The sequence below is a fragment of the Sphingomonas sp. Leaf10 genome, assembly GCF_001421245.1.
Classification (GTDB): domain Bacteria; phylum Pseudomonadota; class Alphaproteobacteria; order Sphingomonadales; family Sphingomonadaceae; genus Sphingomonas.
The window spans coordinates 691,752-706,362 of the sequence record NZ_LMKE01000001.1 but is presented as its reverse complement, the minus strand read 5'-3'; the positions used below and the strand labels follow the sequence as shown (position 1 = coordinate 706,362).

15 protein-coding genes and 1 pseudogene are annotated in these 14,611 nt (G+C 66.6%); 1 reads left to right on the top strand and 15 read right to left on the bottom strand.

All coding sequences use genetic code 11. The features are described from left to right. From ASE59_RS03305 to ASE59_RS20960, 15 genes and pseudogenes are all read right to left on the bottom strand, one after another. A partial coding sequence (locus ASE59_RS03305; RefSeq protein WP_200913143.1) for an NIPSNAP family protein occupies positions 1–374 on the bottom strand: 374 nt, incomplete at its 3' end. A 66-nt stretch (positions 375–440) separates the two neighbouring features. Further along, entirely contained in the window at positions 441–1,223 is a 783-nt protein-coding gene (virB11, locus tag ASE59_RS03300; protein WP_235515622.1) for a P-type DNA transfer ATPase VirB11, read from the bottom strand. A 15-nt stretch (positions 1,224–1,238) separates the two neighbouring features. After that, positions 1,239–1,421, bottom strand: coding sequence for a hypothetical protein (locus ASE59_RS20535; RefSeq protein WP_235515621.1), 183 nt, complete (start codon positions 1,419–1,421; stop codon positions 1,239–1,241). Next, complete coding sequence (locus ASE59_RS03295) at positions 1,418–2,569, bottom strand: TrbI/VirB10 family protein (RefSeq protein WP_056451900.1); 1,152 nt, start codon at positions 2,567–2,569, stop codon at positions 1,418–1,420. The genes ASE59_RS20535 and ASE59_RS03295 overlap by 4 nt, the downstream gene beginning before the upstream one ends. Beyond that, entirely contained in the window at positions 2,566–3,228 is a 663-nt protein-coding gene (locus tag ASE59_RS03290; protein ID WP_056451898.1) for a TrbG/VirB9 family P-type conjugative transfer protein, read from the bottom strand. Before ASE59_RS03290 ends, ASE59_RS03295 begins: the two co-directional genes overlap by 4 nt. Beyond that, complete coding sequence (locus tag ASE59_RS03285) at positions 3,225–3,917, bottom strand: virB8 family protein (protein ID WP_082458049.1); 693 nt, start codon at positions 3,915–3,917, stop codon at positions 3,225–3,227. The genes ASE59_RS03290 and ASE59_RS03285 overlap by 4 nt, the downstream gene beginning before the upstream one ends. After that, entirely contained in the window at positions 3,914–5,110 is a 1,197-nt protein-coding gene (locus ASE59_RS03280; protein ID WP_056451895.1) for a type IV secretion system protein, read from the bottom strand. The genes ASE59_RS03285 and ASE59_RS03280 overlap by 4 nt, the downstream gene beginning before the upstream one ends. After that, positions 5,107–7,485, bottom strand: coding sequence for a VirB4 family type IV secretion system protein (locus ASE59_RS03275; RefSeq protein ID WP_056451893.1), 2,379 nt, complete (start codon positions 7,483–7,485; stop codon positions 5,107–5,109). Before ASE59_RS03275 ends, ASE59_RS03280 begins: the two co-directional genes overlap by 4 nt. Further along, a complete protein-coding gene (locus tag ASE59_RS03270; RefSeq protein WP_056451891.1) occupies positions 7,464–7,748 on the bottom strand; it encodes a type IV secretion system protein VirB3 in 285 nt (94 codons plus the stop codon). The genes ASE59_RS03275 and ASE59_RS03270 overlap by 22 nt, the downstream gene beginning before the upstream one ends. Positions 7,749–7,756: 8 nt before the next feature. Beyond that, the gene (locus ASE59_RS03265; RefSeq protein WP_056451887.1) at positions 7,757–8,077 is read right to left on the bottom strand and encodes a TrbC/VirB2 family protein; all 321 of its coding nucleotides are present in this window, start codon (positions 8,075–8,077) and stop codon (positions 7,757–7,759) included. Between the two features lie 101 nt (positions 8,078–8,178). After that, entirely contained in the window at positions 8,179–8,277 is a 99-nt protein-coding gene (locus tag ASE59_RS21015; RefSeq protein ID WP_156359875.1) for a hypothetical protein, read from the bottom strand. Between the two features lie 15 nt (positions 8,278–8,292). Beyond that, positions 8,293–10,590 (bottom strand): AbfB domain-containing protein, encoded by a 2,298-nt coding sequence (locus ASE59_RS03260; protein WP_056451886.1) that lies wholly within the window; start codon positions 10,588–10,590, stop codon positions 8,293–8,295. A 225-nt stretch (positions 10,591–10,815) separates the two neighbouring features. Next, positions 10,816–11,379 carry an SCO family protein gene (locus tag ASE59_RS03255; RefSeq protein ID WP_162235263.1) on the bottom strand — a complete coding sequence of 188 codons (564 nt, stop codon included), beginning with the start codon at positions 11,377–11,379 and terminating at the stop codon, positions 10,816–10,818. Between the two features lie 538 nt (positions 11,380–11,917). Beyond that, positions 11,918–13,084, bottom strand: a complete 1,167-nt coding sequence (locus ASE59_RS20965) for a sensor domain-containing diguanylate cyclase (RefSeq protein ID WP_321163215.1) — start codon at positions 13,082–13,084, stop codon at positions 11,918–11,920. Positions 13,085–13,279: 195 nt separating this feature from the next. Beyond that, positions 13,280–13,660 (bottom strand): annotated as a pseudogene (locus tag ASE59_RS20960) (CHASE3 domain-containing protein); the annotation flags it as partial. Between the two features lie 304 nt (positions 13,661–13,964). On the opposite strand from ASE59_RS20960, the gene ASE59_RS03245 reads away from it, so the two are divergent. Continuing rightward, the gene (locus ASE59_RS03245) at positions 13,965–14,594 is read left to right on the top strand and encodes a TetR/AcrR family transcriptional regulator (RefSeq protein WP_056452791.1); all 630 of its coding nucleotides are present in this window, start codon (positions 13,965–13,967) and stop codon (positions 14,592–14,594) included. Positions 14,595–14,611: the final 17 nt, after the last annotated feature.

Genomic DNA, 14,611 nt, shown 5'->3' with positions numbered 1-14,611 from the left:
GCAGCCACAAAGGCGGCGGCGGCCTGCCGATAGACCGCATCGGCCGCCAGCTTGTCCGGCAGCGCCACCATATCGGCGACCGAACGATGCGCTATCAGCACATGCACGCCAGGACTGCCCGGACCGATCGCCACGCCGAATACGCCGACCGGTCCGGCCCCCGCGCGACGTGCGGCCGGAATGAAGCCCTGCTCCATATACGCGTCGAACCGCTGCTTCATCGCTCCGTCGAGCAGATGGTAGGTCCGCAGTTCGTAGAATTCCGGCGTCGTGGTCGCCGTCCGTGCCTGCGCACCCGCATTGCCACTGGCGAGTGCCACACCGGCAGTCGCCGCCCCTGCGAGAATCGATCGCCGGTCCGTCCTGTATTTCATCGCTTCCTCACCCTAACCCTTTGGATCAAGGGAAGCGGATGCGGCGGCGAACGTCAATCAATTGGATCAACCCCCGCGCCACAGGATCGATCGCACCCGCCGCCCGGCCGGGGTCCGGTCGAGCTGCACGACGATATCGATCAGCCGCGCGGCATAGTCGCGCAGCGCAAGGGCGTCGATCTTTGCGCCGCCCTGTGCCGCCAGCATCGCGATCTGATCGATGGCGCGGGCCGGGCTGTCGGCATGGACGGTGGTCATCGATCCGGGATGGCCGCTGTTGATCGCGTGGAGGAAGGTCAGCGCTTCGCTGCCCCGGATCTCGCCCAACAGGACGCGGTCGGGGCGCAGGCGCAACGCCGCCTGCAACAATTCCTCCGGCCCGACACCACTTTCGCCCAGCCGCCCGCGTGTCGCGATCAGCCCGACGGCATTGGCATGGGCGACGTCGAGTTCGGCGCTGTCCTCGATCGTCACCAGCCGTTCGTGCATCGGCACCTCGCGCAGCAGCGCGTTGACGAACGTCGTCTTGCCGCTGGCGGTGCCGCCCGACACGACGATCGTCTTGCGCTGCACGACCGCTGCCGCCAGGAACTCTGCATAACGACCGGCGGCATGGAGCGCGTTCAGTTCGGCATAGGGGTCGTCATCGGCGCCGACGACGTCGTCGAACATCCGTGCCGCCGCCAGATCGGCGAGGCGGAAATCGCTGACGACCTGCCGTCGGAACGCGATCGCAAAACCGGTCCGTGTCGCCGGGGGCGCGACCACCTGTACGCGGATGCCGCTGGGCAGCGTCGCCGACAATAGCGGTTCGGCGCGGCTGATCCCCTGATGCGATGCGCGCGCCATCTGTTCGGACAGCTGCTACAGCCAGTCCTCGGTCAGCGTCGGCAGGTCGTACCGTTCGACGGTGCCGCCGCTGCGTTCGACCCACGCCGCGCCGCTGCCATTGACGTACAGGTCGGTAACGTCGCGCTGGGCGAGCAGCGACGCGATCGGCGCGAGGAAGGTCGCCAGATAATCGGCGACGATCGGCTGTTCGATCATCGCGTCACCGGGACACCCGAAAAGTCGAGGTCGCGGGCGACGAACACCGATATCGGCGCCCCTGCGCGCACGGTGACGGTTGGGGGTTCGTCGGCACCGGGGATGATCGTCTGTCCGGTCACGCCCGCCACCTGCGGCGTATTGCCGATGATGACCGACCCGTCGCCCGCGCGCGAGGCGAGATTGACGCCGATCTGCAACGCCGATTGCAGCGCCGAATTGGCGAAGCGGGCGAGGAAATGGGTGTCGACCTTCCCCGGAATGCCGGTTCCGCCCATGGCGTCTGCGGCCGGGGAATCGATCCGGATCGCAACCCCGTCGGGCCGGATCAGCCGGGTCCAGTTGGCGAGGATGCGCCGCTTGCCAGCCGACGGATCGGCGCGATATTCGCCGATCAGCCGACTGCCGCGCGGGATCAGCACCCGCCCGCCGTCGAAACCGCGCACGTCGCGCGACACGACCGCGCGGATCGGCCCCGGTCGCTGCGAATTGACCGGCGTCTCCAGCGTGGCGGGCAGCAATTCGCCCTGTGCGACCACCGCCGCCCGGTTGCGGATGATCGTGGCGCGCGCGGCCCCTTCGCCCAGCGGCTTGTCGTCGGTCGCGGCGGGTGCGCTGCCGTCGAAGACGATCGCCGATCCCCCGCCGACATTCGACCGGGGGCCGCCGGAAAAGCCGCCGCCCGGTACCGGCGCGCCCGGCATCGGTTCGGTTGGAAAGGTCACGGTGCCGCGCGGTCCTTCGAAACTGCCTCCCGACGATGGTGCGGCGGCGGGGCGGGGCGGGCCTCCGACGGGCGCGGCGAACGGCGCCGGGGCGCTGCGATAGGGCAGCGGTTCGGAAAAGGGCGGCGGAACGTTCTCGACCCGCGCAAAGCTCGGTCCGCGATCGATGCTGTCGGGCCGGTCGAGCAGCGCCGCCGCCGATCCGGCGAGCGCGCGCGGCATCGTCGGCACCGATCGCGGCGCATCCTCGACCGGCATCGCGACGGTCAGCCGATCACGATGCGCGTTCAGGGTCAGCAGCATCGCCAGCCCGATCGCGCCCGCCGCGACCCCGATCGCCCAGACCGGCACGCCGCCAGGTGGCAGCGCGACCTGCGGGCGGCAGTCGCTTTCGGTCGCGGGCGGTTTTGCGGGATCGGTCATTGGGTAACCCGCTTTGCCTCGGCGGTGGCGGCGCCCAGCCGAAAGACATAGCGCGGCCAGACGCGGTCGATGACCCACACGTCCTGATCGCGACGCATCGACACCAGCGTCTCATGCCCCTGCGCATCGCGGGCGTAGATGGCGGGCAGCGTCGCGCTGGCATCGAACATCAACTGCGTCCGCTCACCATCGTCGCTGATTGCGACCGGCCGGGCGAGCCGACTGCCCGACAGCCGATAGCGCCCCGGCATCCCGACCGCGCGGACCGGTTCGGCCGCGGGTGCCGCCGCGGGGGCGGTGTCGAAGCGCAACTGGAACGTCGCCTCCGGATCTCCCTCGACGGTCGATTGCAGCAACAGGCTGTAATGGCGGGTGTCGGTCACGACCTCGACATTGGTGGTGACCCCAGGCGTCAGCGGACGGACGAACAGATGGTCGCCGCTCTTGCTCGCCGTCACTTCCCAGGCTGCGCTGTTGCCGACGGCGATGCTCTCGACCTGTTCGTCGGGGCTGAGCACCACCGTCGCGACGAAGCCCGGCACGACTTTCAGCACGGTCACCGCCTCGGCGACGTAGGGAACGCTGCGCAGGCGCGGATCGCCTTGAGCGACCGCCGGAGGCGCGAACAGCAGCGTGAATACGCAAGCGGCGGCCCTCACGGATTGGCACTCGCGGGCGGGGGCGCCTCCGCATCGACGCGGTAGCGCTGCACGACGAAGCCGAGCGGGTTGTCGAACCGGTCCTCGATCCGCATCGGCTGACCGCGATAGCCGAAGGCGATCGTCGCGACATAGGGGCGCACGTCGCTGCGCTGCCCGTCATAGCCGATCCGCGCCACGTCAAACCGGACCAGCGCGGTGCCCGCCGACAGCATCGACACGCTCCGGATCGTCGCCGCCAGTGCGATGTCGCGCCGCCCCTGCGCCAGTCGCGCGGCGGGCGGGTTCTGCGCCATGCCGGCGACATAGCTCGACCGCGCCTGTCTATCGGACCACAATGCGACCTTGCGATAACTCTGGCGGATGCCGACCGGATCGAACCCTTCGCGGGCAACGACATATTGCGCCAGCAGCGATTGCTGCAACGCTTCGTTGGCGGCCAGCATCTGCGGCTGGTTCAGGTCGACGCGCTGGACGTTGCCGGTCGTGCGGTCGACCAGCACCGCGATCGGCTCCACCGTCTTCAGCGGCATCGCCAGCGCCAGCGCGACCGCCTCCAGCAGCGCGACGGCACAGGCGATCAGCGCGATCGTCCAGGCGATGCGGCGCGACTGGGCACCGGCCCGGTCGCGTTCGTCGGCCCAGCTTCGCGCAATGTCGAAATAGGTGGAATCGGGCGGAGTGGTCATGCGGTTCTCAACTGTTCGCTGCCGATCGTGCGGCGACCGGCGGTAAGGCGGCCGGCATCGGCGGCCAGCACGTTGCCGCGCGACGGGCGGGGTATGTCGACGGTGACGTTGCGGTTAGCGGCGGCGGCGCCGGCCGATACCGCGATGTCGCGCCCGCGCTCCGACCGCATCTCGGCTGCGCGGGCGATGGCGAGTGCGCGCGACGGGGCGGACACCGGCGTCAGGGTGATGGTCCGATCGCCCGGCGACGGCGTCGGTTTCGCGACGGCGGGCGGCATGGCGGCGTCGGCAGGCGCACGGGGGGCGATCCGCAAGCGGGGCAGGCGGATGCCGCCGGCCATCCGCTGCGCGACGAAGACCAGCGCAGCAATCACCAGCACGAAGCTCCATACGATCGGTGCCAGTCCCGGTATCTCCTCGCTGCCCGCACGCAGCGCCGCGCGGACCGGCCCCTCGATCATCTGCAGTTCGAGCGCGAGCGCGAGTGGGATGACCAGCCCGGCCAGCGCCGTTCCGATCAGCGCCCGCAGCCAGCCGATGCACAGCCCCGCCGTCGTTTCGAACAGCATCGCCGCAATCGCGATCGGACCGAGCGCGAGGAGCAGCGCGGTGGCGAAGCGCGCGGCGATCCACGATCCCGCACCGCTGATGAGCAGCACGGTCGCCGCGGCATTGCGGTCGCTTCCGGGCGGACCCGCACTCGCCGACAGTTCGGGGTTCACCGCCGGGCGCGCTTCCGTTCCTTGCGCCGCGGTCATGCGCGCCAGCTTTTCCTCCGGCGTCACCTCGATCGCGTCATAGGCATTCTGCAACCGCGTCGCGAGTGCCGCCGTCTCGATCCCCGCCGCCGGAAAGGTCGCCTGGGCGATCTCCGCCGGGCCTTCGGTCGCGACGCGGTAAATCAGCCGGTCATAGGCCGACCAGCTGGTGGTCAAGGCAACGACGATCCCGATCCGCACCAGCAATGCGACGGCATCGACCGGCAGCAACGTGCCCCCGGCACCCACCGCCAGCAACCGATAGCCATGCCACGCCACCGCGATCATCAGCAGCCCGGTCAGTACGCCGGTGAACAACGGGCTGGTCGCAAGCGCACGCCACCCGTCGCTACCCAGCGACGCCGCCTGGCAATCGGCCACGCCGATCAGGCTGGCGACCACGACGCGCGGGTCGACGCTGCCGCACGCGCTCATGCAACCGCCGCCAGCAATTCGGGTACCCAGTGCAGCGGATCGTCGCCGACCCGCGACCGGACCCGGTCGAGCGCCCGCACCGTCGTCTCGCGCCCCGACAGGATGGTCAGCAGGTCGCGTTCGCCCGACAGGTCCAACTGCGCGACGACGCTGTCGCGGCCATGTTTGATCAGGAACGCGCGGCTGGTGTCGGGCAGGGCGCGGATGATCTCGAACTCATGCGCGGTCAGGCCGAAGCCCTGGCAATAATGCTCTGCCTTGGCGCGCGGATTGGACATGAAGATTCGGGTCGCCGCCTGATCGACGATCGCCGAGGCGATGCGGCTGTTCAGCGCATCTTCGGCGCTCTGCGTCGCGAAGCCGACGATGCCGTTGCGCTTTCGGATCGTCTTTTCCCAGTCGCGGATGCGCGCGACGAACACGTCGTCGTCCAGCGCCTTCCACCCCTCATCGACGACGATGATCGTCGGCGTTCCGTCCAGCCGTTCCTCGACCCGGTGGAACAGGTACATCATCGCCGGGGTACGCGTGCGCGGATCGTCGAGCAGCCGGGTCATGTCGAACCCCAGCACGCGTGCATCGATGCCAAGCGTATCGGCGGCATTGTCGAACAGCCAGGCATGTTCCCCGCTGCCGATCCACGGTGCCAGCCGCGCGGCGAGATCGTCGGCATGTGGCCGCGCGCCACCGCGCAACAACTGAGCGAAGGTACCGAGCCGGCGGAGATGCGGCGCGGCGTTCATGTTGGTGGCGACCGCCCGTTCGATCTGCGCCGCGTCCTCGGTCGACAGCGCCCGGCCGCCGCCGACCAGTTGCGCGATCCAGTCGATCAGGAACCGGCGATTCTCGCTCGTATCGTCTAGCAGCAACGGGTTCAGGCCCGACGGGCGCCCCGGCCGCAGCACGTCGTAATTGCCGCCGATCGCGCGCAGGAACGGCTCCGCCCCGCGATCCTTGTCGAAGAATACCACGCGCGGTGCCAGCCGCTGGGCCTGTGCCAGCAGGAAATTGAGCACCACCGTCTTGCCCGACCCCGATGGCCCGATGACGGTGAAGTTGCCCAGATCGCCCTGATGGAAGTTGAAATGATAGGGGCCTGCCGCCGTCGTCTCCAGCAACGCGATCGCCGGCCCCCAATGGTTGCCCGCCGCCCGGCCCACGGGAAAGCTGTGCCAGCTCGCCAGGCTGGCGAAGTTGCGGGTGGAGACCAGCGCACCGCGCGCCACGAACGCCTCGTTACCAGGAAACTGTGCCCAGAAGGCCGGCTCCAGCCCGACATCCTCGCGCACCGCGACCATGGCCAGGTCGGTCAGCCCCGCCTGCACATCGGCCACCGCGGCATCGACCGCCGCCGGGCTGTCGCCATGGACCGCGATCGTCAGATGGTGCGTGCCGAAGCCGGCACGGCCCGACGCCACCGCATCGCGCGCCTCGACCAGTTCGTCGCGCAGCCCGATGGCCTCGTCATCGGCCGCCTTCATCCGCCGCAGCGTCAGGTTCAGCCGCGACAGCGTCGCCGGACGATCGACGAAGCCGAAACTCTGGGTAACGGTCATCTCGACCGGCAGGCGGTAGAGGCTGTCGAGCATCCCTGCGGCGGTCTGCCCCGGATAATCCTTGATCGACACGATGCCGGTGAAGCGGCGCCCGGCATGGCCCAAAGGCGACAGTTCCAGCGTCTGCGCGCCGAAGCTGACCCGCCGCGCCGGCAGATGTTCGCCGACATCGCCATGCGGCAGCCGCACCCGCATCCGTTCGCCATTGTACAGCGCTGCCAGATACTCGAGCGACTGCGATCCCGGTCCCTCGGGCGTGTCGTAGCTGCCAAGCAGGTGCGGGCCGTAGAGCGACAGTGCGCTGACCAGCGCGTCGCGCGCGGCGTCGAGCGCGCGGACCTCCGCCATGCGTTCGGCGACGCGCGCCTCACCCTTGGCCAGCCGCCGGTTCAGCCAGCCGCCCAGCCCACGCGGCCCGGTTTCGGGGGCGCGCAGGATGGCGAGATACAGGTCGTTGGCGAACAGTGCGCGCCGCGCCTGCCGCTCGCGCCAGATCGATTCGACGCTCTGCGAAAATCCGTCGGGAAACGCACCGGGCAGTTCGGGGCTGACCCGCCGCCGCAGCACATGGTGATAGACCGCGAAGCGCGACGATCCGATCGCGCGCAGCACCGCATCGCGCAGTTCCTTGCGATAGTCGATTTCGGCGCTGTCGGCGGTTTCGAACAGGAACCCGTCGAGCCGTAGCACCTGCATCAGCCGGCCGTCGCGCAACAGCACGGTATGCGGATCGATCTGCGCGGCATAGGGCAGCATGCTGCCCGCCGAGCGTTCGCGGCTGGCGGCGGCCTTGCCGGCTATGGGCGATAGGAGTTGCATCGCCACGACCCGTAATTCTTGACGCGGGGACAGCGCCGGACGCGAACCAGCCACAGGTCGACCAGCCGCGGTTCGTGCAGGCACCCCAGCCAGCACGCACCATGTGCGACGGCCGCGACCAGCACGACCAGCGGCGACCGGAAAATCAGGAACAGTTCGAGCATCACGATCGCGTTGCCGATCATGAAGCCATAAGGGACGCCCGCCAGCATGGTCGGCCGCGTCACCGCGACGAATAACGGATCGCTGCGTAGCGCATCCATGGCGTGGGTCAGTAGCCGGCTTGCGCGGTCGACTGGATGCCGGCGACGATGCTCGCCGCACCGAACAGCACGAAGCAGCCGACGATCACCGCCGCGCCGTGGCGCCAGTTCATGCGGCCGGTCAGCATCATCAGCCCGACAAAGGCGACGGCGATTACCGCCATCGTCGTGGCGACGGTGCCCATCAGCGTGCCCTGCACCCACTGCACCGCGCCGACGATCGCGCCCGATCCGGCGGGATCGCCCGCCATCTGTGCCTGCGCCGGCGATGCGGCCACGGCGGCAAGCGCGATGGCTCCCGCCCGCAACCGTCGCAACCCGGCCTTCATTCCAGCAGCATTTCGCATCGTCATCCCCGGCGGCGAATCCGTTCGCCCTCCAACACGGTCTATGCCGCCGGAGTTTTGACATAGTTAATGCAGCGCGGTCGTCAGCGCGGCGGCTGCTTCACGACATGGCTGCTGTCCGGTTTGTGGAAGACCGAACCATCGTCCCTGGCAATGTAAAGCTGGAAATTGCCGTGGCGGATGAAATAGCCCGGCCACTATAGCGATTCGAGCGACACCACGCCCATGTCGGTCGACCCGTTCTGCGCACGTCGTGGGCAGAAGGTGGCGTCGCGATCGCGGCTGGCATCGCGCGGCATCAACCGGATCTCGAAATTCTGGTGCCGCAGATAGTAATTGGCAAAATATTTCGATTCCAGTGACACGCAGCTGCTGTCGGCCAGTCCCGGGCGCACGACGAACGTCGCGTCAAGCTTTTCAGAAATCGAACTGTTCTTCCCGATCTGCGAGATATAGCCCTTATAGTCGCGATGCCGGATCAGGTAACCGGGGAAGGAGACCGATTCCAGCGCGGTCTCGCTGCCGGCGACGACACCCGCGCCGCTGACCCGCCACGTCCCGTCGGCAGGCGCGGAGGTGTTCTGCATCAGCTTCACGCGGAAGTTGTTGTGGCGCAGATAATAGCCCGGATGCGTCAGCGCCTCGAACGAGATGTCGTTGGCATTGGCACTGCCGTTCAGCGCCGGGCGTGCGCAGAAGGTCTGGGCACGGCGGCCACCCTCGTCATTGTCGCCGCGCAGATAGGTCTGGAAATTGTAATGCTGCAGGAACCTGCCCGGATAGTTGGCGGATTCGAACGAATAGCAGTTCGCGTCGGCGCGCCACTTGCGAACGATGAACGACGCATCCATCCGCGCGACCTCCGGGCTGGTCGCGTCAATCTTCGACACCCATCCTTCGAAACCGGTGTGGCGCAGGAAATAGCCGGCCCAATTGGGCGTATCCATCTTGATCGCCGAACCTTCCACCAGCGTCCGCACCGGTTGTGCCACGGTGACGGGTTGTGCCGGCATGGCGGGAGCTGCGGCGGCGATGGCGATGATCGTGCCGACCGACGGCACGCCCGCGGTATTGACCGTGGACAACAGGTAATAGCCCGGCGGTGCGAGATTGTCCGACGTCGGCATGGCGACGGTCAGCCCGTTGGCGTTCTTCGTGAACGGCAGCGTCATGCGGCGCTGGTTGGAATCGAACCCGTGCGTGGTCGAACCGACCGCGATCAGCGAGACTTCGCGGACGTCGTCACCGGTCGCGGTCTGCACGTCGATCGACTGGTTGTACCCGGCGGTGACGGTCGTCAGTCTGACGATCCGCGGCCGCTGTGCCAGTACCGATCCGTTGCCGTTCTGCGCGAACAGATAGGCGGGATAATAGATTTCGCCGTTCAGCTGGTCGCCGCCACCGCCCAGCACCGCGCCGTTCGGCAGCAGGGCGGTGATCGAATGATAGCCGCGATAGGCCGTGTTCGATGCGCCCGTCGTCCAGCGTCCGGTGGCCGGGTTCCACGTCTCCGCCGCATAGACGACGTTGACGTTGTTATCGCCCGCATCGTTGTTCCAGCGCGATCCACCGGTCACCAGCACATGCCCGTTCGGCAGTACCACCGAATTCGGCCATTGCCGCGGGAACGCCATCGGCGCCGTCTCGGTGACTGCGACCCGGCCCGAACCGATCTGGGTGATGTCGAAGATCGTCGCCGCCGCGCTCGACGGGGTGTGCCAGCCGGGATGGAAGCCGTTGCCCCCGACCTGCAGGATCTTGCCGGTGTCGTACATCACCGCCGTCGACGTCGCGCCGGTATTAGGTTTCGTATCGTTGTTCGGAATGGTCTTGAAATCCCCAATCGTCCGGATCGAACCGTTACCGTCGAGTTTCATTTCCCACATTTTTTCGGTCGAGATGCCGAACAGCGTGCCGGTGGGCGTCACCCATTGGCGCGGATACCACCACCGGGTATTCTTCGCCCCGAACGCATCGGTGCTGTACGCGCCGACCATGCTGCGCCAGTCCTGACCCGGCAGGTAGATTTCGGGGGTCGAGGAAATGTCGTTGGCGGCGTCGGGCCGGCCGGGATTGGCATCGGCATAGGGTGCGCCGCCGCCGGTGATGATCGCGCGACCATCGGGCAGCTTGGTCATCGTGCCGTACCAGCGCTGTGCAGTAAGGTCGTAGTCGCGCTTCGCTTCGGACGTGCGCCAGTCAAGCACCATGCTCTCGCGACTCGAATAGCCGGTCGAATAGGATGCGCCGCCCGACGTCAGGAGATTGCCGTCCGACAACAGCGTGGCGGTGCCACAGAAGCTGTCGACGCTTTGCGCGTTCGGCAGTATCTGGAACGCCGACCCGTCCAGCCCCCTGCGCGGGTTCCAGAACACCAGCTGGCGTCCATCCTGCGCATTGCCGCCGGGCGGGGTGCCGAACGTCAGGACGCGACCATCGGGCAGCAGCGTCGCATGGATCGGGATGATCGGCCAATTCGTTTTGGCCGACCACATGCCCGCGCGCGGCGTCGGCGGGAATGTTCAGATTGGTGAGCAACGGATCGGGATCGTTCGGGACGACGACCGGATACACCGCCTGCTGCGCATGGGCAGCGATCGGCAGCGTCGCCGTCAGGGCGGTGCCGGCGACGACGGCCGCACGCAACGCAGCGGCAAAGCGGCGGTAACGGGGGCGGACGAGAGCGTTGGTCATGATGGCCTCTGGTTCGAATTCTGGGATCAGGATCGGGTGGCGAGCGCGGTCAGGTCGGCGCGCAACTGTCGTTCGGCGAGCGGGGCGGCGGCATAGCGCTGGATCATCCGCTGCTGCGGATCGAACAGCCGCACCTCGCTGCTATGAAAGTTGCAGTCGCCGCTGCCCGGCCGCATCGCGGCAAAGGCGCGGGTAATGCGCAATATGTCGGCTGGCCGGCCGGTCGCCAGCGACCAGCGCCGTCCATCAACGTCGAAGGTGCGCGCATAGGTAGCGAGGCGGCGCGGCGTGTCGTTGGCCGGATCGACGCTGATCGACAGCAGCGCCAGCTTCGCCCGGATCGCGGGCGGCAGCGACCGGTCGAACTTGGTTAACTCGGCCATCTGGATCGGGCAGGTCGATCCACAGCCGGTGAAGATGAAATTGACGAGGACGAATTTGCCCGCGAAGCGTCCCGGCGCGATCGGTCGGCCCGATTGGTCCACCAACCCGTTCAAATACGGAGACAGCCCGCCGCGTTCGGGTCGTGCCGCATCCGGTGCCGCCCCTATCATTGTGAGCGCCATCATTCCGCTAAGCGCGGTTTTCATCCATCGGTTCATCGCTATCCCCTGTTGGGGGATCGTATATTTTCCGCCTTTGCCGGCATCAATATGGCAATCATTCCCACTTCGACACATTGGGCGCGAAACGCTTGCGTCTTCATGGTGATGCGCTGAATATTAAGCGGGGAAATAGGCCGGCTTAGATAGTTACCGATCGGCAGCGAAGGCGATCATTTCTATTCGATGCGTATCGTTTTGGGAAAAGCTAGCGCGCGAAAGCCGGTTTTTCGGCAAAATATCTGGGTCCGTCCATCATTGCATGCCGGCAACATACTGGAATCACGGATGCGTCCGCCATTTTCGCCCGATCGTTCCGGGTTTGGAGCCATTGGCGAACCTGCGTCCGAAACGCGACGTCCTTCGCGGTGAACGGACAGGCAAGGGGCAGAGAGGCGACGGCCGGCGCTACCCGAAACAGTGGTTCGCCGGCATCCCTTTCGCGGCGGAGGTTGCTGGGATCAGGAGGTGGCGCCGACGCGGCTCTTATTGCCCATGGGGCCAACCTCCGCTGATCAGTCGGCTCTCAAGCGGCCAATCGATAGACATTGGCCCGATTCCGGCCCTCGCGTTTGGCCTGGTACAGTGCCGCGTCAGCGGCCTGGATCAGCGACGAACCGTCCCTGGTCATCGTATCGTTCCAAGTGGCGATGCCGAACGACATGCTGATCGCGCCTAACGTACGGCCGTTCTGACGGATGCTGAGTTCGGCGATGGCCTGTCGCACGGATTCGACCCGGTTCATCAGCGCCTCCGACGAGGTTCCCGGTGCGATGACGGTGAATTCCTCACCGCCGAAGCGGCATACGACGTCGCCATCGCGGAAACGCTTCTTCATTTCGGCGGCCACGGCCTGCAGAACGGCGTCGCCGGCATCATGACCATGGTCGTCGTTGAAGCGCTTGAAGTGGTCGACATCGCACATGACGAGGCTGAGCGGCGCGCCCGAACGTGCGGTCCGCGCGATCTCGATCGTCATCGCCTCTTCCATATAGCGCCGATTGAACAGCCCGGTCAGCGGGTCGCGGATGGTCTGTTCGCGCAGGCTACGTTGCAGGCGATGGTTGACCAGGGCGGATGCGATATTCTCGGCAAGCACGGTCAATCGGAAACGGCTTTCCGTACCGATCTGTGCGCGCAGGTGCAGGACGCCGATCACCTCACCGCCCGCGAGCAGCGGTTCGCAGTGATAGGCTTCGTCATGCCCGATATGGGCGCACACGATGTCGTCGCCCGTTCCGGCCAGCCAGTGTGCCTGCCCGCGACGCAAGGCCCAGCATTGATCGGGCGCGAAGCCGTCCGACCCGGTGCCGAAATCGCCCCATTCGGCAACGGGGACGAGCAGGTTGCGGGAGTTGTTGTGAGCATATAGCGCACCCGGAATGTTCGGCAGTACGCGCGGCACGAAGACGCGAATGATCTGCGCCAGTTCCTCGTCGGTGCGGGCGGCCTGCATCCGGTGCGCCATACCGCCGAGCAACTCGATGACGTCGCCGCGATCGCGCAGCGTGGCCGCGGTCCGCTCGAGCGATGTGTTCGCGACCTGCAAGCGCTGTTCGCTGCCGGCCTGATCCGCGACAGCCGCGGCGAGCCGATCGGCCATCGCATTGTATCCGCGCGCCAGTTGGGCGAATTCGCGCGACCCCATCGTCGTCGCAATCCGCGAATGTTCGCCATCGCCCAAATGCGTCATCGCCTTCAGCATGGTATGAAGCGGCTTGCGGATGGCACGGACGATCAGCGCCGATCCGACGAGCGCCAGAAGCGCGACGATGGCAGCACCGATCACGGCGGACCATTTGCCGATGGTCAATCGCTCTTCCGTCGCCTCCTGCCGCATTTTCTGAAGGACACGTTCCTGATCGAGGAACGCTTCCACGCGCACGGCGATGGCATCCATCAATTCCCGGCCGCGGCCCCGCGAAACGATGGCAAGCGCACCAACAAAGTCGCCCCGCTGGCCAAGGTGGAGCGGCTGCTTGAGGACGGCGATGCGCTGCGCCATCAGGTCGGCGATTTCGCGGGCGCGCGCATTCTGCCCCGGGTTGTCACCGGTCATGTTGACGACCTGCCGGATCTTCCCCGCGGCATCGGCGGTGGCCGACGCGAAGGAGGAGGCATAGTCGGGGTTGTGGGTCAGCACGAAGCCGCGCTGACCGGATTCGGCGTTCCGAAGATCCGCCAGCGCTTCCTCAATAATCTCGATCACGGCGCCGGAATGCTGCACCCAGTCGAAGCTTTGCCGCGTCTGCCGAGACGCATCCACCATCAACCCGGCAAGCGCGGCGACGGCAACGACGACGGTGAACCCCAGTGCGGCCACCCGGAATGAAAGCGAAGCGAACATGCTATTGCGTATAACCGACGTTGCTTAGCGGATCGTTAGCAGACCGGCCGAGCACACCGGTCGATGGAAAATATTGGCGCTCGTACCGGAGCTTCCATCCTTCGAGCGAGGGGCGTGGTTCGATCCACCGCGCTTGACGACGGATCGGCGATGCTGACAGGACAGGCGCGTGACGACCGCCAAACCGACCAAACGGGCCTCGCGCAAGGCCGAACAACGTGCCGACATGATCGAACAGATCCTCGACGTCGCCGAGGCGCTGTTTTCGAAACACGGGCTGTACGGGGTGACGCTGGCCGATGTCGCGCAGCAGGTGGGGGTGCACCGTACGCTGCTAAGCTATTATTTCCGCGACAAGAAAGAGTTGTTCGATCAGGTCTTCGCACGTCGTGCGATCGTGACCAGCGAGACGCGTATGCGCGCGCTCGACGACTATGAACGCGCGGCCGGCGATGCCCCCACCGTCGAAGGGGTGTTGCAGGCGTTTCTCGACACCGACCTCGACCTGTATATCCAGGGCGGCGAGGGCTGGCGCAACTATGCCGCGCTCGGCGCTCAGGTTGCGAATACCCCCGAATGGGGGGCGGAGATGATGGACGATTATTTCGATCCGGTCGTCCTGCGGCTGATCGACATCCTGCAACGCGCCATGCCCGATTGCAGCCGAACCGATATCTTCTGGGGATATCACTTCGTTACCGGTGCGCTGATGCTGACGCTGGCGCGGACCGGGCGAATCGACAAATTGTCGGGCGGGTTGTGCCGGTCCGAGGACTTCGTTGCGGTGAAACAGCGCATGGCACGGTTCATGGCGGCGGGGTTTCGTTCGATTTGCGATGAGCGTAAAGCACTGTAAATCCGCTCAAAATTACC

What these genes read in the sequence shown, in the direction of transcription:
- virB11 (WP_235515622.1), bottom strand. Translation starts at nt 1,223, where the DNA reads ATGGCGCGCGCATCGCATCAGGGGATCAGCCGCGCCGAACCGCTATTG.
- ASE59_RS20535 (WP_235515621.1), bottom strand. Translation starts at nt 1,421, where the DNA reads ATGATCGAACAGCCGATCGTCGCCGATTATCTGGCGACCTTCCTCGCG.
- ASE59_RS03295 (WP_056451900.1), bottom strand. Translation starts at nt 2,569, where the DNA reads ATGACCGATCCCGCAAAACCGCCCGCGACCGAAAGCGACTGCCGCCCG.
- ASE59_RS03285 (WP_082458049.1), bottom strand. Translation starts at nt 3,917, where the DNA reads ATGACCACTCCGCCCGATTCCACCTATTTCGACATTGCGCGAAGCTGG.
- ASE59_RS03280 (WP_056451895.1), bottom strand. Translation starts at nt 5,110, where the DNA reads ATGAGCGCGTGCGGCAGCGTCGACCCGCGCGTCGTGGTCGCCAGCCTG.
- ASE59_RS03275 (WP_056451893.1), bottom strand. Translation starts at nt 7,485, where the DNA reads ATGCAACTCCTATCGCCCATAGCCGGCAAGGCCGCCGCCAGCCGCGAA.
- ASE59_RS03270 (WP_056451891.1), bottom strand. Translation starts at nt 7,748, where the DNA reads ATGGATGCGCTACGCAGCGATCCGTTATTCGTCGCGGTGACGCGGCCG.
- ASE59_RS03265 (WP_056451887.1), bottom strand. Translation starts at nt 8,077, where the DNA reads ATGAAGGCCGGGTTGCGACGGTTGCGGGCGGGAGCCATCGCGCTTGCC.
- ASE59_RS03260 (WP_056451886.1), bottom strand. Translation starts at nt 10,590, where the DNA reads ATGTGGTCGGCCAAAACGAATTGGCCGATCATCCCGATCCATGCGACG.
- ASE59_RS03255 (WP_162235263.1), bottom strand. Translation starts at nt 11,379, where the DNA reads ATGAAAACCGCGCTTAGCGGAATGATGGCGCTCACAATGATAGGGGCG.
- ASE59_RS20965 (WP_321163215.1), bottom strand. Translation starts at nt 13,084, where the DNA reads ATGACGCATTTGGGCGATGGCGAACATTCGCGGATTGCGACGACGATG.
- ASE59_RS03245 (WP_056452791.1), top strand. Translation starts at nt 13,965, where the DNA reads ATGATCGAACAGATCCTCGACGTCGCCGAGGCGCTGTTTTCGAAACAC.